Below are 17224 nucleotides of genomic sequence, written 5' to 3'. Positions count from 1 at the left end.
AAAACCATGCCCCAGCTCAAGACCATCCTCCCCCAAGCCGGCCGCGTCGCGGTCACCCTGGCCGTCGTCGCCGTCGCCGGTATCGGCGGCAAGCGCCTCTGGGATCACTACCAGGTCGATCCCTGGACCCGTGACGGCCGCGTCCGCGCCGACATCGTCCAGGTCGCCCCCGACGTCTCGGGCCTGGTGACCGACGTCCAGGTGGTCAACGACCAGACCGTCAAGGCCGGCCAGCCGCTGTTCTATGTCGATCGCGACCGCTACGCCCTGGCCGTCCGCCAGGCCGACGCCGCCGTCGCCGCCCAGAGAGCCCAGTTGGCCCAGGCCCGCCGCGAACTGGCCCGCAACCGCGTCCTGGGCGACCTCGTCGCTGGCGAGGTCACCGAGCAGAGCCTGGCCAAGGTCGAGCAGGGCCAGGCCGCCATGGCCCAGGCGCAGGCCGCCCGCGATCTGGCGGCCCTGAACCTCAAGCGCACCCTGGTCACGGCCCCCACCGACGGCTTCCTGTCGGACCTGACGCTGCGCACCGGCGACTACGTCACCGCCGGCAAGCCGGTGCTGGCCCTGATCGACAGCCGCTCTTTCCGGGTCGAGGGTTATTTCGAGGAGACCAAGCTCAAGGGCCTGCACGTCGGCCAGAAGGTCGATGTCCGGGTGATGGGCGAGGACCGTCCGCTGCACGGCCACATCCAGTCGATCGCCGCGGGCATCGAGGATCGCGACCGCGCCGCCGGGGCCAGCCTGCTGCCCAACGTCAACCCGACCTTCAGCTGGGTGCGCCTGGCCCAGCGCGTTCCGGTCCGCGTCGCCCTCGACGAGACGCCGAAGGACCTGCGCCTGATCGCCGGCCGCACCGCCACCGTCGCGGTGCTGGGGCAAGGCGTGCGGGCTGCAGGGGCGAAGCAATGAGCACGCTCCGCACCCTCGGCGCGGCCGCCTCGCTGCTGGCCCTGGCCGCCTGCACCACCGTCGGCCCCGATTACAAGCGCCCCGACGCCGCCAAGATCAACGAGCCGGCCGCCCAGGCGCCGTTCATGGGCGCGACCAACGCCGCCGTCAGCCAGGACCCGGTCCCCGAAGGCTGGTGGAAGCTCTATGACGACGAGACGCTGAACGGCCTCGTGCAGGAGGCGCTGAGCGCCAACACCGACCTGCGCGTCGCCGCCGCCAACCTGGCCCGTGCCCGCGCCGTGGCCGGCGAGGCCGACGACGCCGGCGGCTTCTCGGCCGGCGCCTCCGCGGCGGCGATGCACGCCCGCGAGTCCGGCGAGCAGTACCTGCTGACCGAGCCCCTGCCGGTCGAGAACCTGGCCGACGCCGGGGTCAAGGTCTCCTACCAGGTCGATCTGGTCGGCCGGCTCAAGCGCGCCGCCGAGGCCGCCCACGCCGACGAAGACGCCAGCCAGGCGGCCCTGGATCTGGCCCGCGTCAGCGTCGCCGCCGACGTCGCCCGGGCCTATGTCGAGGCCTGCTCGTCGGGCCACGAGATCCACGTCGCCGAACAGACGCTGGATCTTCAGCGCAAGAGCCTGGACGTCACCAATCGGCTGATCGCCGCCGGCCGCGGCACGGCGCTGGACGCCACCCGGGCCCGCGCCCAGGTCGAGCTGCAGCGCGCCGCGATCCCGACCTTCGAGGCCCGCCGCAAGGCCGCGCTCTACAAGCTGGCCGTCCTGACCGGCAAGCCGCCCGTCGAGTTTCCGAAAGCCGTCGAGGCTTGTGCGTCGCCGCCGAAGCTGTCGCAGCCCCTGCCGGTCGGCGACGGCGCGGCGTTGCTCAAGCGCCGTCCGGACGTCCGCCAGGCCGAGCGCACCCTGGCCGGCGCTACCGCCCGCATCGGCGTCGCCCGCGGCGCGCTCTATCCGAACATCAGCTTTGGCCTGGGCGCGGGCACGACCGGCCTGCTCGCCGATCTCGGCCAGCCCGCCGCCAACCGCTGGAGCCTGTCGGGCCTGGTCTCCTGGACCCTGCCGGGCGAGGGCGAGCGCGCCCGCATCCGTGGGGCCGAGGCCGGCGCCGACGGGGCCCTGGCGAAGTTCGACGGCGTGGTGCTGAACGCCCTGCGCGAGACCGAGACCAGCCTGACCGCCTACGCCCACGAACTCGACCGCAACGCCGCCCTGCGCGCCGCCCGCGACGAGGCCGACAAGGCCGAACGCCAGGCCGCCACCCTCTACAAGGCCGGCCGCACGCCCTACCTGCAGGGCCTCGACGCCCAACGCACCCTGGCCGGCGCCGAAGCCGCCCTGGCGGCCTCCGACGCCGCCGTGGCCGCCGACCAGGTCAACCTGTTCCTGGCGCTCGGCGGCGGCTGGGAAAACGCGCCGGCGGTGAAGGTGGTGCAGGCCCAACGCTAAATCCCTCTCCCCGTACGATCCCCGTGAAGCGCTGGCGCCTTATCCCTCTCCCCTTGCGGGAGAGGGTGGCCTCGCGGAGCGAGGTCGGGTGAGGGGTCTCTCAGAACTGAAAGCCGCGTGCGGCGGTCAGGCCGGGCGCGATGTCGGATGTCTGAGAGACCCCTCATCCGACGGCCTTCGGCCGCCACCTTCTCCCGCAAGGGGAGAAGGATCAGCCGACGCGTTCGCTCCAGAGATCCAGATCCGCCTCATGCCCGATCAGCGCCAGGCCCGAGGCGATCGACTCGAACTCGCCGCCGCTCTCGATGCGTTCGGCCCCGAACCTGCGCAGGAAGATCTCGCGCACCGCGGGCACGAACGACGAGCCGCCGGTCAGGAACACGCGGTCCACGCCGTCGGCCGCCAGGCCCGAGCGCTCCAGCGCCTGGTCCACGGCCGTCTCGATGGCCTTCAGCTCCGGGGCGATCCAGGCCTCGAACTCGGACCGCGCCACCTCGCGCTCGATCTCCACCGAGCCGGCCTTGAACGAGAACAGCGCGCGCTCCTGGCTCGACAGCGCCTCCTTCAGGCCCGAGACCGAGCGGTAGAGGGCGTAGCCGTGGTTGTCGTCCAGCACCTCGATCAGCCGGCTGATCTTCTCCGGCTCGACCGCCGTGCGCTCCAGGGCGCGGATGTCGCGCATGTCCTTGGAGGCCCGCAGCATGGCCAGCTGGTCCCAGCGGGCAAAGGCGGTGTAGTAGCGCTGCGGGATCGGCAGGCGGCTCGACATCGCCTTGTAGAGGCTGCCCTTGCCAAGCTCGGGCGACACCACGTTGTCGATGATCCGGTAGTCGAAGGCGTCGCCGGCCACGCCGACGCCCGAGCGGGCCAGCGGCACCGACCGCAGCTGGCCCTCATGGCGCTCGAACCGCACGATCGAGAAGTCGCTGGTGCCGCCGCCGAAGTCGGCCACCAGCACCGTGGCGTCCTCCTTCAGCTGGCGGGCGAAGAAGAAGGCCGCCCCGACCGGCTCGTGGGCGTAGCGGATGTCGGAAAAGCCCAGTCGCTCGAACGCCGCCTCGTAGCGGCGCAGGGCCAGGGCCTCGTCGGGATTGCCGCCGGCGAAGGTCACCGGTCGGCCGACGATCACGCGAGGCGGCAGGTCGCTCATCTGGCCGCCGGCGTGGTCGCGCAGCTTGAACAGGAACGCGGCCAGCAGGTCCTCGAACAGGTAGCGCCGGTCGAGGATCTTGGTCTCGGTGAAGGCCGCGCTCGCCGCGAAAGTCTTGAACGACTGGACGAAGCGCGTCTCCAGCGGGTCCTCGACATAGGCCTCGATGGCCCAGGGGCCGGCCTCGATGACGCGCTCGGTCGGCCGGCCGTCGGGGCCGGCGACCGAGTGGAAGCTCAGCGCCGAGCGGAAGGCGAAGATGTCCTTCTCGCCGACGGGAAAGCGCACCAGGCGCGCGGGACCGCCGCCATCGGCGATGGCGACGACGGTGTTGGTGGTGCCGAAATCGATGCCGATCGTCGGCTGGACGGCGGACGTCATGGGAAAGCTCGGGCCGGGGAGGGGCCGTGCGTCCTACAGCCATCAGCGCGGGGGTCAAGCGACTTAACGGGGTTTTTACGCCGCAGTCGAAAAACTGGGTTCGGCAACCGTGAATCCGGCGCGGACTTAGACAACATCCGGGGGGAAACAGACATGAAGCTCGACGATCTCAAGATCGCCTCGAAGGTCGCCCTGCCGGCCGTCGTGCTGGGCGCGGCGGTGCTGGCCTGCACGGGCCTGGGCGTCTGGCAGCAGAAGAGCCTGGACGCGGCCACTAGCCGCCTGGTCGAGCACCGCGCTCCTGCCGAGGTGCAGTCGGCGCGCTTCAGCCGCCGCCTGGCCATGATGGGCCACGCCGCCCACCGCACCGTCACCTATGACGGCGGCTCCCAGCAGGCCCAGGCCGCCTCCAAGGAACTCGACAAGGTCTATGGCGAGGGCAAGGACAGCCTGGCCAAGATGACCGCCTTCGACCCCGCCGTCGCCGGGAAGACCGAAGGCTTCGCCGCCCGCATCGACGCCCTGTACGGGGATGCGCGGGCCGCGGCCGACAAAGGTTTGTCCAATGATGACACCGGTGCCATGTCGCATCTGGCGGCGATGGATCCTGCCATCGATGGCCTGGCCAAGGATGTGAAGGCCTGGGGCGACGGCTATCACGAGCAGACCGACGCCATGGTCGCCGCCGCTCGGTCCAAGGCCGAGCGCGGCGTGCTGCTGACCCTGCTGTTCGGCGTCGCCGCGGCGCTCGGCGGCGTCGCCTTCGCCCTGTGGATCGGGGCGGTGAAGATCTCGCGGCCGGTGGCCGGCCTGTCGCGCGCCATGAGCGATCTTGCCGAAGGCCGGCTGGAGGTCGCCGTGGCCGGCGCCGGCCGTCGCGACGAGGTCGGGCAGATGGCCCGCACCGTCCAGGTGTTCAAGGACAACGCCCTGGCCCTCAAGAGCGCCCAGGCCGATCAGGCCCGCACCCGCGCCGCCGGCGACGAGGAACGCGGCCGCAATGAGCAGGCCCGTGAAGCGGCCGCCAGCGAGCAGGCCTTCGTCATGGAGCGGATCGCGCAGGGCCTGTCGCGCCTGTCTCGCGGCGATCTGACCGTGCGCGTCGCCGAGGCCTTCCCCGACGGCTATCGCCAGTTGCGCGACGACTTCAACGCCGCCATGGGCCATCTCGACGAGGCCATGAGCCAGATCCTGTCGGCCGTCGACGGCATCGGCCGGGGTTCCGACGAGATCGCCGCCGCCGCCGACCACACCGCCCGCCGCAGCGAGCAGCAGGCCGCCAGCCTGGAAGAGACCGCCGCCGCTCTCGACGAGATCACCGCCACCGTCCGCCGCGCCTCGCAGGGCGCGGGCGAGGCCGCTCGGGTGGTCGGCTCGGCCCGGGGCGAGGCCGAGCGCTCGGGGCAGGTGGTGCGTGGCGCCGTCGAGGCCATGACCGGTATCGAGACCTCCTCGCGCCAGATCGGCCAGATCATCGGTGTCATCGACGAGATCGCCTTCCAGACCAATCTCCTGGCTCTCAACGCCGGCGTGGAAGCCGCCCGGGCGGGCGAGGCGGGGCGCGGCTTCGCTGTCGTCGCCCAGGAGGTCCGGGCGCTCGCCCAGCGCTCGGCCGACGCCGCCAAGGAGATCAAGACCCTGATCTCGACCTCGGCCCGCCAGGTCGACGAGGGCGTCAAGCTGGTCGGCCAGACCGGCGAGGCGCTGGAGGGCATCGTCTGCAAGGTCGGCGAGATCGACGCCCTGGTCCGCGAACTGGCCGCCTCGGCCGGCGAGCAGGCCACCGGCCTCAACGAGGTCAATGCGGCGGTGAACCAGATGGACCAGGGCGTGCAGCAGAACGCCGCCATGGTCGAGGAAGCCAACGCCGTCGCCCACGCCCTGAAGAGCGAGATCGCCGGGCTGGTCGAGATGACGGAACGCTTCCGGGTGTCCGGTGCGGGGCAGGCGCGCGGCTACCGCATGGCGGGGTAAGGGTCAGCGTTCGCGGGCGGCTAAACGAGCTTCAACGTTTGCACGGAGCTCTGCCATGACTTCCTCGACGGAGTAGGAAACGCCGGTACGCTCATATTCTTCGAGGGACTCAATGGCTTCGACCCAGTCATCATCGATAGCGTTGAGGACGAAGGCTTCGGGCGTCACGCCGGCCGCTTCGGCGGCGAGGCGAAGGCGCTCGGCGCGTTCGGGATCGAGATGGATGTCAGCGCCGTCGGCCATGAATGAAGGATCGCTCCGGCGAAGCGGGGCGTCAACGTTCGGTTCGCATTGACTTTTCCTCCGCGCGCCCGTCCTTGGCGCGCTCACTTGGAAGGGCCGGATCTTGGAACAGTTCGACGTCGTGGTGCTGGGAGCCGGCGCGGCCGGCATGATGTGCGCCATCGAGGCCGGCAAGCGCGGGCGCTCGGTGCTGATCGTCGACCACGCCAAGGCGCCGGGCGAGAAGATCCGCATCAGCGGCGGTGGCCGCTGCAACTTCACCAACATGGGCGCGACGCCGGCCAACTTCCTGTCGGCCAATCCGAAGTTCTGCGTCTCGGCCCTGCGTCGTTATCGGCCTACCGACTTCATCGCGCTGGTCCGCAAGCACGGGATCGATTTCCACGAAAAGACCCTGGGCCAGCTGTTCTGCGACGACTCCGCCAAGGACATCATCGCCATGCTGCTGGACGAGATGGAGCAGGCCGGCGTCGTGCTGCGGCTGGAGACGAGCGTCGAGGGCGTGGCCAAGGACGGCGAGGGCTTCGTCGTCACCCTGTCGAGCGGACCCGTCGCCTGCGCCTCGGTGGTGGTCGCCACCGGCGGCAAGTCGATCCCTAAGATGGGCGCGACGGGTCTGGGCTACGAGATCGCCCGCCAGTTCGGCCTGGCCATCGTCGAGACCCGTCCGGCCCTGGTGCCGCTGACCTTCGAGGCCCGCACGCTGGAGCGCCTTTCGCCGCTGTCAGGCGTCTCGGTCGACGCCGTGGTCAAGAGCGGCAAGACCAAGTTCCGGGAAGGCATGCTGTTCACGCACCGGGGCCTGTCGGGGCCGTCGATCCTGCAGATCTCGTCCTACTGGCGCGAAGGCGGCGAGATCGTCGTCGACATGGCGCCGGGGACAGACGTCTTTTCGACCTTGAAAGCCGAACGCTCGATCAACGGCCGCCGGGCGCTGCATACGGTGCTGGGCGAGATCGTGCCCAAGCGCCTGGCCCAGAAGATCGTCGAGGACGAGGGCGTGACCGGCAACATCGCCGACTGTTCGGACAAGGTGCTGGCCCGCGTCGCCGGGGTCGTGAGCGCCTGGACCTTCAAGCCGGTGGGCTCGGAAGGCTATCGCACGGCTGAAGTGACGCTGGGCGGTGTCGACACCGACAGCCTGGATTCGCGCAGCATGGCGGCCAAGGCCGTGCCGGGGCTCTACTTCATCGGCGAGGTCGTCGACGTCACCGGGTGGCTGGGCGGGTATAACTTCCAGTGGGCCTGGGCGTCGGGGTGGTGCGCGGGGCAGGCGGCCTAAGAAAAGCCCCTCAGTCGCTGGGCGACTGAGGGGCTTTCGAAGGCGGACTATTTCTTCTTGAACGGCTTGGGCTTGCCGGCGAAGTCGCTCTTGCCCTTGAAGGGCTTGGGACCCTTGAACGCCGGCTTGTCGCCGAAGGCCGGCTTGGCCTTGTAGGGCTTGGCCGGAGCGTCGCCGAACGCCTTGGGCGCGCGGGGCTTGTATTCGCGCGGGCCGTCGGCGTTGTCACGGCCCTCGGCGCGGGGCTTGTAGGCCCGCTTCGGCGCGCCGTCGCTTTCGGTCGGCGAATAGGGACGCGGAGCGGCGTCGCGATCGCGCGGCTTGAAGTCGCGGGGCTTGTCGTCCCGGGGCGGACGCGGCTTGTATTCGCCCTTGGGCTCTTCGCCGCGGCCATACGGCTTGGCGCCGCTTACGCCGTCGCGGTCGTAGCCGCCCGGACGCGGGGTGTGGTCGCGCGAACCCGGGGCGTTGGCGCGGGGGCCGCGCGGCGCGTCATCGTAGTTGCGCGGCGGACGCGGGGCGCGCGGAGCGTCGCCGTCGAACTCGCGACGCGGGCCGCGCGGAGCAGGCGCGGCGGTCGGGGTGATCGAGACGTCTTCGCGAACGGTCGACTGGACCGCCGCGCCGAACTTCACCGCCGCCTCGGCCGAGATCTCGAACTTGGTGTCGTAGTCGAAGATCCGGATCGAGCCGATGTCCTTCTTGGTGATGTGGCCCTGGCGGCAGATCAGCGGGATCAGCCACTTGGGATCGGCGTTGCCGCGACGGCCGACGCTGATGCGGAACCACTCCGAGCCGTCCATGCTGGTGCGCGGTTCGCGCTCGGGACGGTCGCCGAAATCACGCGGGGCGAAGTCGCGGTCGCCGCGGGGTTCGCGCGAACGCGGACCCGGATCGGCGCCGTGGCGCGGGTCGTCGTAGATTTCTTCCGGGGCCGGCAGCTTGGCGCGGCGGGTGCGGATCAGGGCCGCGGCGATCTCGGTCGGGGTGCGCTTGGCCAGCATGGCCTCGGCCAGGGCCAGGTCTTCCTCGTTCGAGGCCTCGGCGAAGATCGGGTCGTCGAGCAGGCGCTCGGTGTCCTTGGCGCGGATCTCGTCGGCGCTCGGGGCGCCGCCCCAGACGCCTTCGACGCCGGCCGCGAACAGCAGCTGTTCGGCCTTGCGACGGCGGGTGTAGGGCACGACGAGCGCCGAGACGCCCTTCTTGCCGGCCCGGCCGGTGCGGCCCGAACGGTGCAGCAGGGTAGCCTTGTTGACCGGCAGTTCGGCGTGGATGACGAGGCCCAGGTCGGGCAGGTCGAGGCCGCGGGCGGCGACGTCGGTGGCGACGCAGACGCGGGCGTGGCCGTCGCGCAGGGCCTGCAGGGCGTCGGCGCGTTCGCGCTGGCTCAGTTCGCCCGACAGGCCGACGACGTCGAAACCACGCTCGCGCAGCTTGCTGTGCAGCGAACGGACGCTTTCGCGGGTGTTGGCGAACACCAGGGCGCCGGGGCTTTCGAAATAGCGCAGCAGGTTGACGACGGCGTGCTCGGTCTCGTTCGGCGCCACGCGCACGGCGCGGTACTCGATGTCGCGGTGCGGCTCGTTGCGGTCGATGGTGTCGATGCGCAGGGCGTCGGTCTGGTAGTTCTTGGCCAGGGCGATGATGTCGCGCGCCAGGGTGGCCGAGAACAGCAGGGTGCGGCGTTCGGCCGGGGCGGCGTCGAGAATGAACTCGAGGTCTTCGCGGAAGCCCATGTCGAGCATCTCGTCGGCCTCGTCGAGGACGGCGACCTTCAGCTCGGACAGATCCAGGTGGCCGCGCTCGATGTGGTCGCGCAGGCGGCCCGGGGTGCCGACGACGATGTGGGCGCCGAAGTTCAGGGCGCGCTGCTCGCGACGGGCGTCCATGCCGCCGACGCAGTTGACGACGGTGGCGCCGGCCTGGGCGTAGAGCCACTCCAGTTCGCGATTGACCTGCATGGCCAGTTCGCGGGTCGGGGCGATGACCAGGGCCATCGGCAGGCCGGCCTTGGGCAGGCGCTCGGCGTCGCCCAGCAGGGTCGGGGCGGCGGCCAGGCCGAAGGCCACGGTCTTGCCCGAGCCGGTCTGGGCGCTGACCAGCAGGTCGCGGCCTTCGGCGTCGGCTTCCAGCACGGCGGCCTGGACGGGCGTGGGCTCAGCGTAACCTTGAGCGGCGAGAGCCCGCTCAAGAGCGGGGTGAGAGGCGGGGAAGGGCATGTCGGTCCAGTTCGATTCTGCAGGCGGCGGCACACAAAAACGCCCGCGGCCTGCGCCACGACCAAATTACGACCCCGATGTCCCGGACCCGTCTGATTGGTCACTTGTCATGAAAATAAACTCCTCCGGTCGCCAAAACGAGGCGCTCGGGCGACCGAGGAAGTTTGGAAAGGCGCGTTAAGACGCCAATCTGCCTCGAAAGGCAAGAGCCGGCGGATAATTAGCCCCCACTGCGGCGCTTTGGCCGCAGCGTTTGGTTAAATAAAAACGCCCCGCCCGGATGGTCCGGACGGGGCGCCGTTCAAGTGATGCGCAGCGCGATCAGCTCTTGGGCGGAGCCATGTTTGGCAGCTTGCTGGCCGTGGCCTTGTTGGCTTCATGCTGGGCGGGCGGCAGCGGGATCAGGCCGCGGCCCTGCAGGTAGCCGCCCCGGCCGGTGGCGGCGTCGGAGACGAACTCGGCCAGGTATTCCTTCAGGCCCGGTGTCACGCCGACCTGGCCCTTCTTGACGTAGATGTAGAGCGAGCGCGACAGCGGGTAGCTGCCGTTGGCGATCGCCTGCGGGGTCGGCTTCACGCCGTTGACCGCCGCGCCCTTGATGACGTTGGCGTTCTCTTCGAGGAACGAGAAGCCGAACACGCCCAGGGCGCCCGGGGTCTTGGTCAGGGTGCCGACGATGGCGTTGTCGTTCTCGCCGGCGTCGATCCAGCCGCCGTCCTTGCGCAGCGGGTCGATCTTGGCCTTGAAGGCCTTCTCGTCGCTGTCGTGCAGCGACTTGGCGGTCGGGAACTTCTTGGCGCCGTTCTCGATGGCCAGCTCGACCCAGGCGTCGCGGGTGCCCGAGGTGGGCGGCGGGCCGTAGACCAGGATGCGGTTGGCCGGCAGGCCGGCGCCCACATCCTTCCAGGTCTTGTAGGGGTTGGCCACGAACTGGCCGCCGCGGAGCGCGTTCTGGGCCAGGCCCAGATACAGGTGCTCGAGCTTGAAGTTGTAGTCGGGCGACTTCTTGTCCATCGCGATGACGATGCCGTCGAAGCCGATCTTGATCTCGACGATGTCCTTGACGCCCTTGGCCTTGCAGGCCTCGAACTCGGACTTCTTCATCGGACGCGAGGCGTTGGCGATGTCGGGGAAGCCCTCGCCCATGCCGCCGCAGAACATCTTGATGCCGCCGCCGGTGCCGAGGCTCTCGACCTTGGGCGACTTCTTGCCGGTCTTCTTGGCGAAGTTTTCGGCGACGCGGGTGCTGAACGGGAAGACGGTCGAAGAGCCGGCGGCCCAGACGTAGTCACGGGCGGCGTGGGCGCTGGGCGCCAGGGCCAGCAGGCCGAGCGCGGCGGCGGCTCCGAGGAAGGCTTTCATGGACGACATCCTGATGGTCGGCTTGGGGCCACGGGAATCATTGGACGCGTTGAAGGATCTGGGGGAGCGATCCTTCAACCTCGCCGCGCGCAGACTAGCGGCGGCGAGGCCGGCTATTTGTCACAGTTCGACGACAGATTTGCGACACCGTCCAGGAAAACGTCCGATCACGGATCAGGATGCGTCGGCCGGCGGGTGGCGATCGAGGATGTCGAGCACCTTCTCCTTCGGGCGGGCCAGCACCGCGCCCTTGGGCGTGACGACGATCGGGCGCTCGACCAGGATCGGGTGCTCGACCATGGCCGCCAGGATCGTGTCGTCGGACGTCGCCGGATCGGTGAGGCCCAGTTCCTCGGCCGGCGTGCCCTTGACGCGCAGCAGGCCGCGGGCGCCGAGGCCGGTGCGGACGGCGAGGTCCTTCAGCTGTTCGAGCGCCCAGCCGGCCTTCAGATATTCGACCACGGTCGGCGCGTAGCCGGCGGCCTCGATGGTCGCCAGGGTGTTGCGCGAGGTTCCGCACTTGGGATTGTGGAAGATGGTGACGGGGAAGTCGGTCATGCGGGCCTCTCGATGCTTTGACGAGGCAGATAGCAAGTCGGTCGGCCGGTCGCCACGACATGCGTGACGCTTCAGGATAGTAGTTGCGATTCACTCGCAATAATGCGAGGAGGGCGCCCCCGACCGGAGAGGAGCGCCCGATGCGCGACGACCGGGGTCTGGAAGACCCGCCGCCTTCACTCGATGAGCTCCTTTCGGAGCCGATCGTCCGTCTGCTGATGCGTCGGGACGGGGTGGAGGAGGGCGAGGTCCGCAAGCTCATCGCCCGCGTCGCCCTCCGCCGCAAAGTCTAGAGCCCGCGTAGGATCAGGTTCGGCAGCACGCTGTTATCCCACTCGGGCGTCTTGGGCGGGCTATCGCCGACCCGCAGCACGATCAGGCGCTTGGACGGCACGATGTAGACCACCTGGTTCGAGTTGCCGCAGAAGAGATAGAGGTCCTCGGCGGCGTAGGGCTCGCTGTGCAGGATCTTGGGCCAGGGCAGGTCCGGCGCGGCCCAGCCGCGGCGCTCCAGATAGGGCGCGCCGATATAGACGCCGAGGCCATAGTGCGGGTTCTGCTCGGTCGGGGTGCGCATCTCGCCCACATAGCCCTCGGGCAGCAGGCGGGTTCCGGCGTGGACCCCGTCGTCGAGCAGCAGGATCGCCAGGCGCAGCCAGCTTTCGGCCGGCAGCAGGATGCAGCAGCCCGAATGGGCCAGGCCGCCCGGACGGTCGACCCAGATCTGGCCTCCCGGCGCGTCGATGGGCTTGAGCACCTCTTCGGAGATGAACTCGGCGTAGCGGCGGCCGGTGGCGCGCTCGATGACCAGGGCCACCAGCTCCGAAGTGGCGTTGGCGTAGTCGTACCGGCTGCCCGGCGTATGGACGAGCGGGTAGTCGTTGATCAGCACGTCGTCGTGGCGCGGGTGCAGATAGGCGCGGTTCAGCACGTTGGACGGATCGGTGCTGAAGCCCTGGGGCAGCAGGCCGGTGCGCATGTCGAGCGTGTGGCGCACCAGGATGTCGGCCTTGGGCGTGCCCTTCCACTCGGTGATGAAGTCGGCGACCGACTGGTCCAGCGACTCGATGACGCCCAGCGCCAGGGCGCGGCCGATGGCGGCGGCGGTCAGGGGCTTGGCCAGCGACTTGGACGCCAGCAGCGACGGGCGGGCCGCGCCGGCGAAATAGGTCTCGCGTTCCAGCACGCCGTCGCGCCAGACCATGAAGGCCTTGGCGTTGCTGTCCTTGGCGTAGGCCTCGGCCGCATCGAGCGCCGCGGCGTCGATCGTGGCCGTCGCGGCGGCCGGAATCAGCGTGCGCCCAGCCGCGCCGGGCACGGGCTCCAGTGTGTCGTAGGTCTCCTGCGGAGCGTTGGCGGCGGCCTGAAAGCGCTGAAGATACAAAGCCTCGTCGGCTGACGTTACGGAAGTTTCAGCGGTCATCTCGGGCTCCGACGTTATGTGAGCCTGACCGTAATTCCACGAATTGCCACTTCGTTGACCGCGTGGTCAAATATCCGCCCTGCGAAAGAGCAGGCGACGCACAAAAGACGACTCCGACCGTGGCGGGGCTTCGTTGCGCTATCCGGCGAACGGATAGTCGGGACGTGGTTTCCGCCAGACCCTCGCCGCCACGGTCTGGAGTTCGCGTGAATCTGGAGGAGGCGTTTCTATGGAAAAAGGTGTGCCGATCAGGGCCATCAGCCGCTGCATCTCGGTGCTGCAGGCGATCAACCGCCGTGGTTCGCTGTCGATGATGGAGATCGCCCAGACCTCGGGCGTGCCCTATCCGACGGCCTGCCGCATCGTGCAGACCCTGCTGCACGAGAAGCTGATCGAGCGGGAGCCGGCCCGGAAGCGCTATCGACCGACCATGCTGGTGCAGTCGCTGTCGCACGGGTTCCAGGAGAGCGATCGCCTGGTCGCCTGCGCCCGCCCGCACATCGTCGACCTGACGGCCAAGGTGACCTGGCCGGTGTCGATCGCCACCCGGGTCGGCCAGCAGATGATGATCCGCGACTCGACCCACACGATGACGTCGCTGACGCTGAACAACTATTACCCCGGCTACACCCTGCCGATCCTGGAGAGCGCGGCGGGCAAGGCGTATCTCGCCTTCGCCAGCCCCGACGAACAGGCGGCGGTGCTGGAGGCGTATCGGCGCGGCGAAGGCCAGGTCGATCCGCTGACGCTGCAGTACGCGGAGTCCGGCGGCATGTTCTCCGACATCATCGAGGCCGGCTGGGCGACCAAGGGGCGCAATCCCTATACCGCCACTCCGGGCAAGACCTCGTCGATCGGCGCGCCGATCTTCAACAGCGAGGGCGTCTGCGGGGCGCTGGTGCTGGTGTTCTTCAGCTCGTCGATGAAGATGCCGGACGCCGTCAAGCAGTACGGCGACAAGCTGAAGTCGGCCGCGGCCGCCATCAGCCGCGACCTGTCGGAGCCGCTGTCCCGCGCCGCCTGATGGCGCGGGCGAGCGCCTCAGGCGGTCTTCTCGGGCGTGGTCCATTGCGGATAGCGTCCCATCAGGAGGATCAGCGCGCCGCTGGCGACAAAGCCGGCGGCCGCGATCGCCAGGGCGCGGCCGTAGCCGCCGTCGTGGTCGTAGAGGGCGCCGATCCCGATCGCGCCGATCGGCACGCCCAGCGAGATGGCGATGCCGATCAGGGCGTAGACCGCGCCGTACGAGCGCATGCCGAAATAGCGGGCGACGAAGAAGGCGGCGACGTCGACTTCGCCGCCCTGCGCCGCGCCGATCAGCAGCACCGCCAGCACGGCCAGCGGCCATTGGCCGTGGCCGATGGCCAGCAGGCCCACGCCCAGGGCCGGCAGGACGAGGGCGATGGCGGCGGGGATCGGGGCCCAGAAGCGGTCCACCGCCCAGCCGACGACGATGCGCCCCAGCGCCACCGAGACGGCCAGCAGGGCCACCAGCCAGCCGGCGACGCGGGCGTCGAGGCCCTGGTCGGTGAGGATGGGCTGAAGTTGGCTGATCACGCCGGTCAGGCCGGCCGTGGCCAGCAGGATGGCCAGCGACAGGATCCAGAAGCGGCCGGTCTTCAGGGCCTGGCCGGCGGTCAGGCCGACCTGGGAGACGCGCTTGGCTGCATCGATCTCGGTCGCGGCGGCGCCGTGCTTGGCCAGCCAACGCGGACGCTCCCAGAGCGCGAAGAAGACGGTGGGCAGGGCGACGAACAGCGACAGTCCCGCGAGCGTCGCATAGCCGCCGCGCCAGCCGTGATGGGCGATGACGAAGCTGAGCAGCGGCGCGCTCAGCGCCGCGACCAGCGAGACGCCGGTCAGGGTCAGGCCCAGCGACAGGCCGCGGCCCTTTTCGAACCAGGTGTTGACCGCGCGGGTGTAGCCGATCGGGCCGGTGCCGCAGCCCAGGATCACCAGAAGGGCGAAGAGGCCGTAGAAGGCGCCCAGCGACGGCGGCATGGCGGCCAGGCCCAGATAGACGGCTGCCAGCAGGACGATGGAGACCATCGCCACCGGCCGCACCCCGACCTTGTCGATCAGCCAGCCGAGCACGGGGGCGACGAACAGGGCGGCGAGCGCCGCGCCCTGGGCCTGGGCGATCTTGCCCCGGCTCCAGCCCAGATCGGTCTGAAGCGCCTTCACGAAGAGGGAGCCGACATATTGCTGCAGGCTGATGCCGCAGCCGACCCCGATCCCGGCGGCCAGCACCACGCGCCAGCCCTTGCGGAATTCGTCCCGAACCTCGCTCACGCTTCAAATCCCCCAATAGCCCCATTGGAGCATCCGACGGCTCGCGCGCGGCGCGCCATCGCTTCGCGCGGCTTGATCGACAGGCGGGGAGGGCGCGCGGGAAAGCGGCGGCCAGGCCGCCCGCGCTTCAAAACAGATCCCAGTTCATATCGACGGAGTTTCCCATGGCGGACGCCAGCGACGCAGCGATCTTCGGCCCTTCGCAGGAGGCTCTCGCCTTCCTCGCGCAGACCCATGGCCAGCTGATTGGCGAGGCCTTCGTCGAAGGGCGCGGCGAGACCCTGATCGAGGTCGAGAACCCGGCGACGGAGCAGACGATCGCCAAGGTGCGCGCGACCTCGGCCGAGGATCTCGACCTTGCCGTCGCCGCCGCCCGCAAGGCCTTCAAGGGCTGGAGCCGCACGTCCGGCGCCGACCGCGCCCGGATCATGCTGCGCTTCGCCGACCTGCTGGAGCGCGACGCCGACAAGCTGGCCGAGATCGAGGTGCTCGAGAACGGCATGCCGATCGCCCTGTCGGGCGCGACCATCAAGGGCTTCTGCGCCGACTATGTGCGCTATTACGCGGGCCTGGCCACCAAGCTGGAGGGCTCGACCATCCCGGCCCGGGCCAACGGCCGCGAGGCGCTCGATCTCCTCGTCTATACGGTGCGCGAGCCGGTCGGCGTGGTCGGGGCGATCGTGCCCTGGAACGTGCCGGTGTCGATGATCATCCTGAAGCTGGCGCCGGCCCTGGCTTCGGGCTGCACGCTCGTCTTGAAGAGCGCCGAGCTGACGCCGCTGACCTCGATCCTGGTGGCCCGGTTGTGGCTGGAGGCCGGCGGCCCGCCCGGCGTGTTCAATCTGATTCACGGCCTGGGCCACGAGATCGGCGCGGCCCTGGTTTCGCACCCCGGCGTCGACAAGATCACCTTCACGGGCTCGACGGCCGTGGGCAAGGAGATCGTCCGCGCGGTCAGCCATGACCTGAAGCGGGTTTCGCTGGAGCTGGGCGGCAAGTCGCCGTTCGTGATCTTCCCCGACGCGGATCTCGCCGACGCCATCCCGTCGGCGGCCCTGGCCTGCTTCTTCCTGTCGGGCCAGAACTGCATGGCCGGCACGCGCCTGTTCGTGCACGAGAAGGTGCTGGAGCCGGTGCTGGAGGGCCTGGCCCAGACGGCGGCCTATCTGAAGGTGGGGCAGGGCCTGGATCCGACGACGATGATCGGTCCGTTGGTCTCGGCCCGGCAGAAGGGCCGGGTGCTGGAGCATGTCGAGGCCGCCGCCGCGCAGGGCGCGCGCCTGACCTATGCCGGCGGCGTGCCGGACGGCCCCGGCCACTACGTCGCCCCGACCATCTATGCCGACGTCAGCCCCGACATGCGCCTGGCGCGGGAAGAGGTGTTCGGCCCGGTGCTGGGCGTGCAGGCGTTCGGCGACGATGACGAGGCGCTCCTGTCGGCGATCAACCAGACGACCTACGGCCTGTCGGGCTCGGTCTGGACCAAGGACCTTTCCCGCGCCCACCGCATGGCCCGCGCCATCGACAGCGGCCAGGTCGGCGTCAACATCCACGCCGCCCTGAGCCCCGAGACCCCGTTCGGCGGCAACCGCCAGTCCGGCTGGGGCCGCGAGTTCGGGCGCGAGGGCATCGACTCGTACCTGAAGACCAAGGCCGTGAGCGTGAACCTGGGTCCGATTTGATCCTTCTCCCCTTGCGGGAGAAGGTGGCGGGCCGCGAGGAACCTCCCCCTGTGGGGGAGGCGATCGCGCAGCGATCGGAGGGGGGTGTTGGTGCGGGAATGGCCGACGCCTCGAAAGCTGAAAACGGCCCCCCACCGGCCTTCGGCCGCCTCCCCCACAGGGGGAGGTTCCTTGGGCGCATGGCTTCTCGATCTCACGCGCCAAGACGCTGAGTTGTCGAAGGAGAGCGGAGCGCCCGGGCGACGCCCGGAGGTGCTTTGTGTTGTTACCGTTTCGACGAAGCCTAGACGCTCCGCGCGGT

The 17224-nt window shown here is 69.8% G+C and carries 14 protein-coding genes; 7 read left to right on the top strand and 7 right to left on the bottom strand.

The window, feature by feature from the left end:
• Positions 1-6 precede the first annotated feature (6 nt).
• A complete protein-coding gene (locus AC07NG_RS10875) occupies positions 7-909 on the top strand; it encodes an efflux RND transporter periplasmic adaptor subunit (protein ID WP_494593967.1) in 903 nt (300 codons plus the stop codon).
• Positions 906-2357: an efflux transporter outer membrane subunit gene (locus AC07NG_RS10870; protein WP_494593965.1), complete on the top strand. Its 1452-nt coding sequence runs from the start codon at positions 906-908 to the stop codon at positions 2355-2357. The genes AC07NG_RS10875 and AC07NG_RS10870 overlap by 4 nt, the downstream gene beginning before the upstream one ends.
• Before the next feature lie 211 nt (positions 2358-2568).
• Here AC07NG_RS10870 and AC07NG_RS10865 read toward each other — a convergent pair whose 3' ends face one another.
• Positions 2569-3888 carry an Hsp70 family protein gene (locus tag AC07NG_RS10865; RefSeq protein WP_494593963.1) on the bottom strand — a complete coding sequence of 440 codons (1320 nt, stop codon included), beginning with the start codon at positions 3886-3888 and terminating at the stop codon, positions 2569-2571.
• 153 nt (positions 3889-4041) lie between these two features.
• Between AC07NG_RS10865 and AC07NG_RS10860 the strand changes: the two genes are divergently transcribed.
• Entirely contained in the window at positions 4042-5862 is a 1821-nt protein-coding gene (locus tag AC07NG_RS10860; protein WP_494593961.1) for a methyl-accepting chemotaxis protein, read from the top strand.
• 3 nt (positions 5863-5865) lie between these two features.
• On the opposite strand, the gene AC07NG_RS10855 is transcribed toward AC07NG_RS10860, so the two are convergent.
• Complete coding sequence (locus tag AC07NG_RS10855) at positions 5866-6105, bottom strand: hypothetical protein (protein ID WP_494593959.1); 240 nt, start codon at positions 6103-6105, stop codon at positions 5866-5868.
• Between the two features lie 103 nt (positions 6106-6208).
• Between AC07NG_RS10855 and AC07NG_RS10850 the strand changes: the two genes are divergently transcribed.
• On the top strand, positions 6209-7387 hold the full coding sequence (locus tag AC07NG_RS10850) for a BaiN/RdsA family NAD(P)/FAD-dependent oxidoreductase (protein ID WP_494593957.1): 1179 nt from the start codon (positions 6209-6211) through the stop codon (positions 7385-7387).
• 47 nt (positions 7388-7434) lie between these two features.
• Here the strand turns inward: AC07NG_RS10850 and AC07NG_RS10845 are convergent, their stop codons facing one another.
• From AC07NG_RS10845 to arsC, 3 genes are all read right to left on the bottom strand, one after another.
• Positions 7435-9606: a DEAD/DEAH box helicase gene (locus tag AC07NG_RS10845; RefSeq protein ID WP_494593955.1), complete on the bottom strand. Its 2172-nt coding sequence runs from the start codon at positions 9604-9606 to the stop codon at positions 7435-7437.
• 321 nt (positions 9607-9927) lie between these two features.
• A complete protein-coding gene (locus tag AC07NG_RS10840) occupies positions 9928-10968 on the bottom strand; it encodes a substrate-binding domain-containing protein (protein ID WP_110121881.1) in 1041 nt (346 codons plus the stop codon).
• Between the two features lie 174 nt (positions 10969-11142).
• Entirely contained in the window at positions 11143-11526 is a 384-nt protein-coding gene (arsC, locus tag AC07NG_RS10835; protein WP_494593953.1) for an arsenate reductase (glutaredoxin), read from the bottom strand.
• A 140-nt stretch (positions 11527-11666) separates the two neighbouring features.
• Here arsC and AC07NG_RS10830 point away from each other — a divergent pair, with 140 nt between their 5' ends.
• The gene (locus tag AC07NG_RS10830) at positions 11667-11819 is read left to right on the top strand and encodes a hypothetical protein (protein ID WP_494593951.1); all 153 of its coding nucleotides are present in this window, start codon (positions 11667-11669) and stop codon (positions 11817-11819) included.
• Here the strand turns inward: AC07NG_RS10830 and AC07NG_RS10825 are convergent.
• Positions 11816-12949, bottom strand: coding sequence for a serine hydrolase domain-containing protein (locus AC07NG_RS10825; protein ID WP_494593949.1), 1134 nt, complete (start codon positions 12947-12949; stop codon positions 11816-11818). The genes AC07NG_RS10830 and AC07NG_RS10825 overlap by 4 nt on opposite strands.
• Before the next feature lie 229 nt (positions 12950-13178).
• On the opposite strand from AC07NG_RS10825, the gene AC07NG_RS10820 reads away from it, so the two are divergent.
• Positions 13179-13973 (top strand): IclR family transcriptional regulator domain-containing protein, encoded by a 795-nt coding sequence (locus tag AC07NG_RS10820; RefSeq protein WP_487292569.1) that lies wholly within the window; start codon positions 13179-13181, stop codon positions 13971-13973.
• Between the two features lie 17 nt (positions 13974-13990).
• On the opposite strand, the gene AC07NG_RS10815 is transcribed toward AC07NG_RS10820, so the two are convergent.
• Positions 13991-15241 (bottom strand): MFS transporter, encoded by a 1251-nt coding sequence (locus tag AC07NG_RS10815; RefSeq protein WP_487292568.1) that lies wholly within the window; start codon positions 15239-15241, stop codon positions 13991-13993.
• 164 nt (positions 15242-15405) lie between these two features.
• Here AC07NG_RS10815 and AC07NG_RS10810 point away from each other — a divergent pair, with 164 nt between their 5' ends.
• Positions 15406-16923, top strand: coding sequence for an aldehyde dehydrogenase family protein (locus AC07NG_RS10810; RefSeq protein WP_494593946.1), 1518 nt, complete (start codon positions 15406-15408; stop codon positions 16921-16923).
• Positions 16924-17224 lie beyond the last annotated feature (301 nt).

The organism is Caulobacter sp. GW821-FHT10C03, assembly GCF_059415485.1.
The sequence above is the reverse complement of the archived record's forward strand: the minus strand, read 5'-3'. Positions and strand labels throughout refer to the sequence as shown.

What these genes read in the sequence shown, in the direction of transcription:
- AC07NG_RS10870 (WP_494593965.1), top strand. Translation starts at nt 906, where the DNA reads ATGAGCACGCTCCGCACCCTCGGCGCGGCCGCCTCGCTGCTGGCCCTG.
- AC07NG_RS10830 (WP_494593951.1), top strand. Translation starts at nt 11,667, where the DNA reads ATGCGCGACGACCGGGGTCTGGAAGACCCGCCGCCTTCACTCGATGAG.
- AC07NG_RS10865 (WP_494593963.1), bottom strand. Translation starts at nt 3,888, where the DNA reads ATGACGTCCGCCGTCCAGCCGACGATCGGCATCGATTTCGGCACCACC.
- AC07NG_RS10845 (WP_494593955.1), bottom strand. Translation starts at nt 9,606, where the DNA reads ATGCCCTTCCCCGCCTCTCACCCCGCTCTTGAGCGGGCTCTCGCCGCT.
- AC07NG_RS10875 (WP_494593967.1), top strand. Translation starts at nt 7, where the DNA reads ATGCCCCAGCTCAAGACCATCCTCCCCCAAGCCGGCCGCGTCGCGGTC.
- AC07NG_RS10860 (WP_494593961.1), top strand. Translation starts at nt 4,042, where the DNA reads ATGAAGCTCGACGATCTCAAGATCGCCTCGAAGGTCGCCCTGCCGGCC.
- AC07NG_RS10855 (WP_494593959.1), bottom strand. Translation starts at nt 6,105, where the DNA reads ATGGCCGACGGCGCTGACATCCATCTCGATCCCGAACGCGCCGAGCGC.
- arsC (WP_494593953.1), bottom strand. Translation starts at nt 11,526, where the DNA reads ATGACCGACTTCCCCGTCACCATCTTCCACAATCCCAAGTGCGGAACC.
- AC07NG_RS10810 (WP_494593946.1), top strand. Translation starts at nt 15,406, where the DNA reads ATGGCGGACGCCAGCGACGCAGCGATCTTCGGCCCTTCGCAGGAGGCT.
- AC07NG_RS10840 (WP_110121881.1), bottom strand. Translation starts at nt 10,968, where the DNA reads ATGAAAGCCTTCCTCGGAGCCGCCGCCGCGCTCGGCCTGCTGGCCCTG.
- AC07NG_RS10825 (WP_494593949.1), bottom strand. Translation starts at nt 12,949, where the DNA reads ATGACCGCTGAAACTTCCGTAACGTCAGCCGACGAGGCTTTGTATCTT.
- AC07NG_RS10820 (WP_487292569.1), top strand. Translation starts at nt 13,179, where the DNA reads ATGGAAAAAGGTGTGCCGATCAGGGCCATCAGCCGCTGCATCTCGGTG.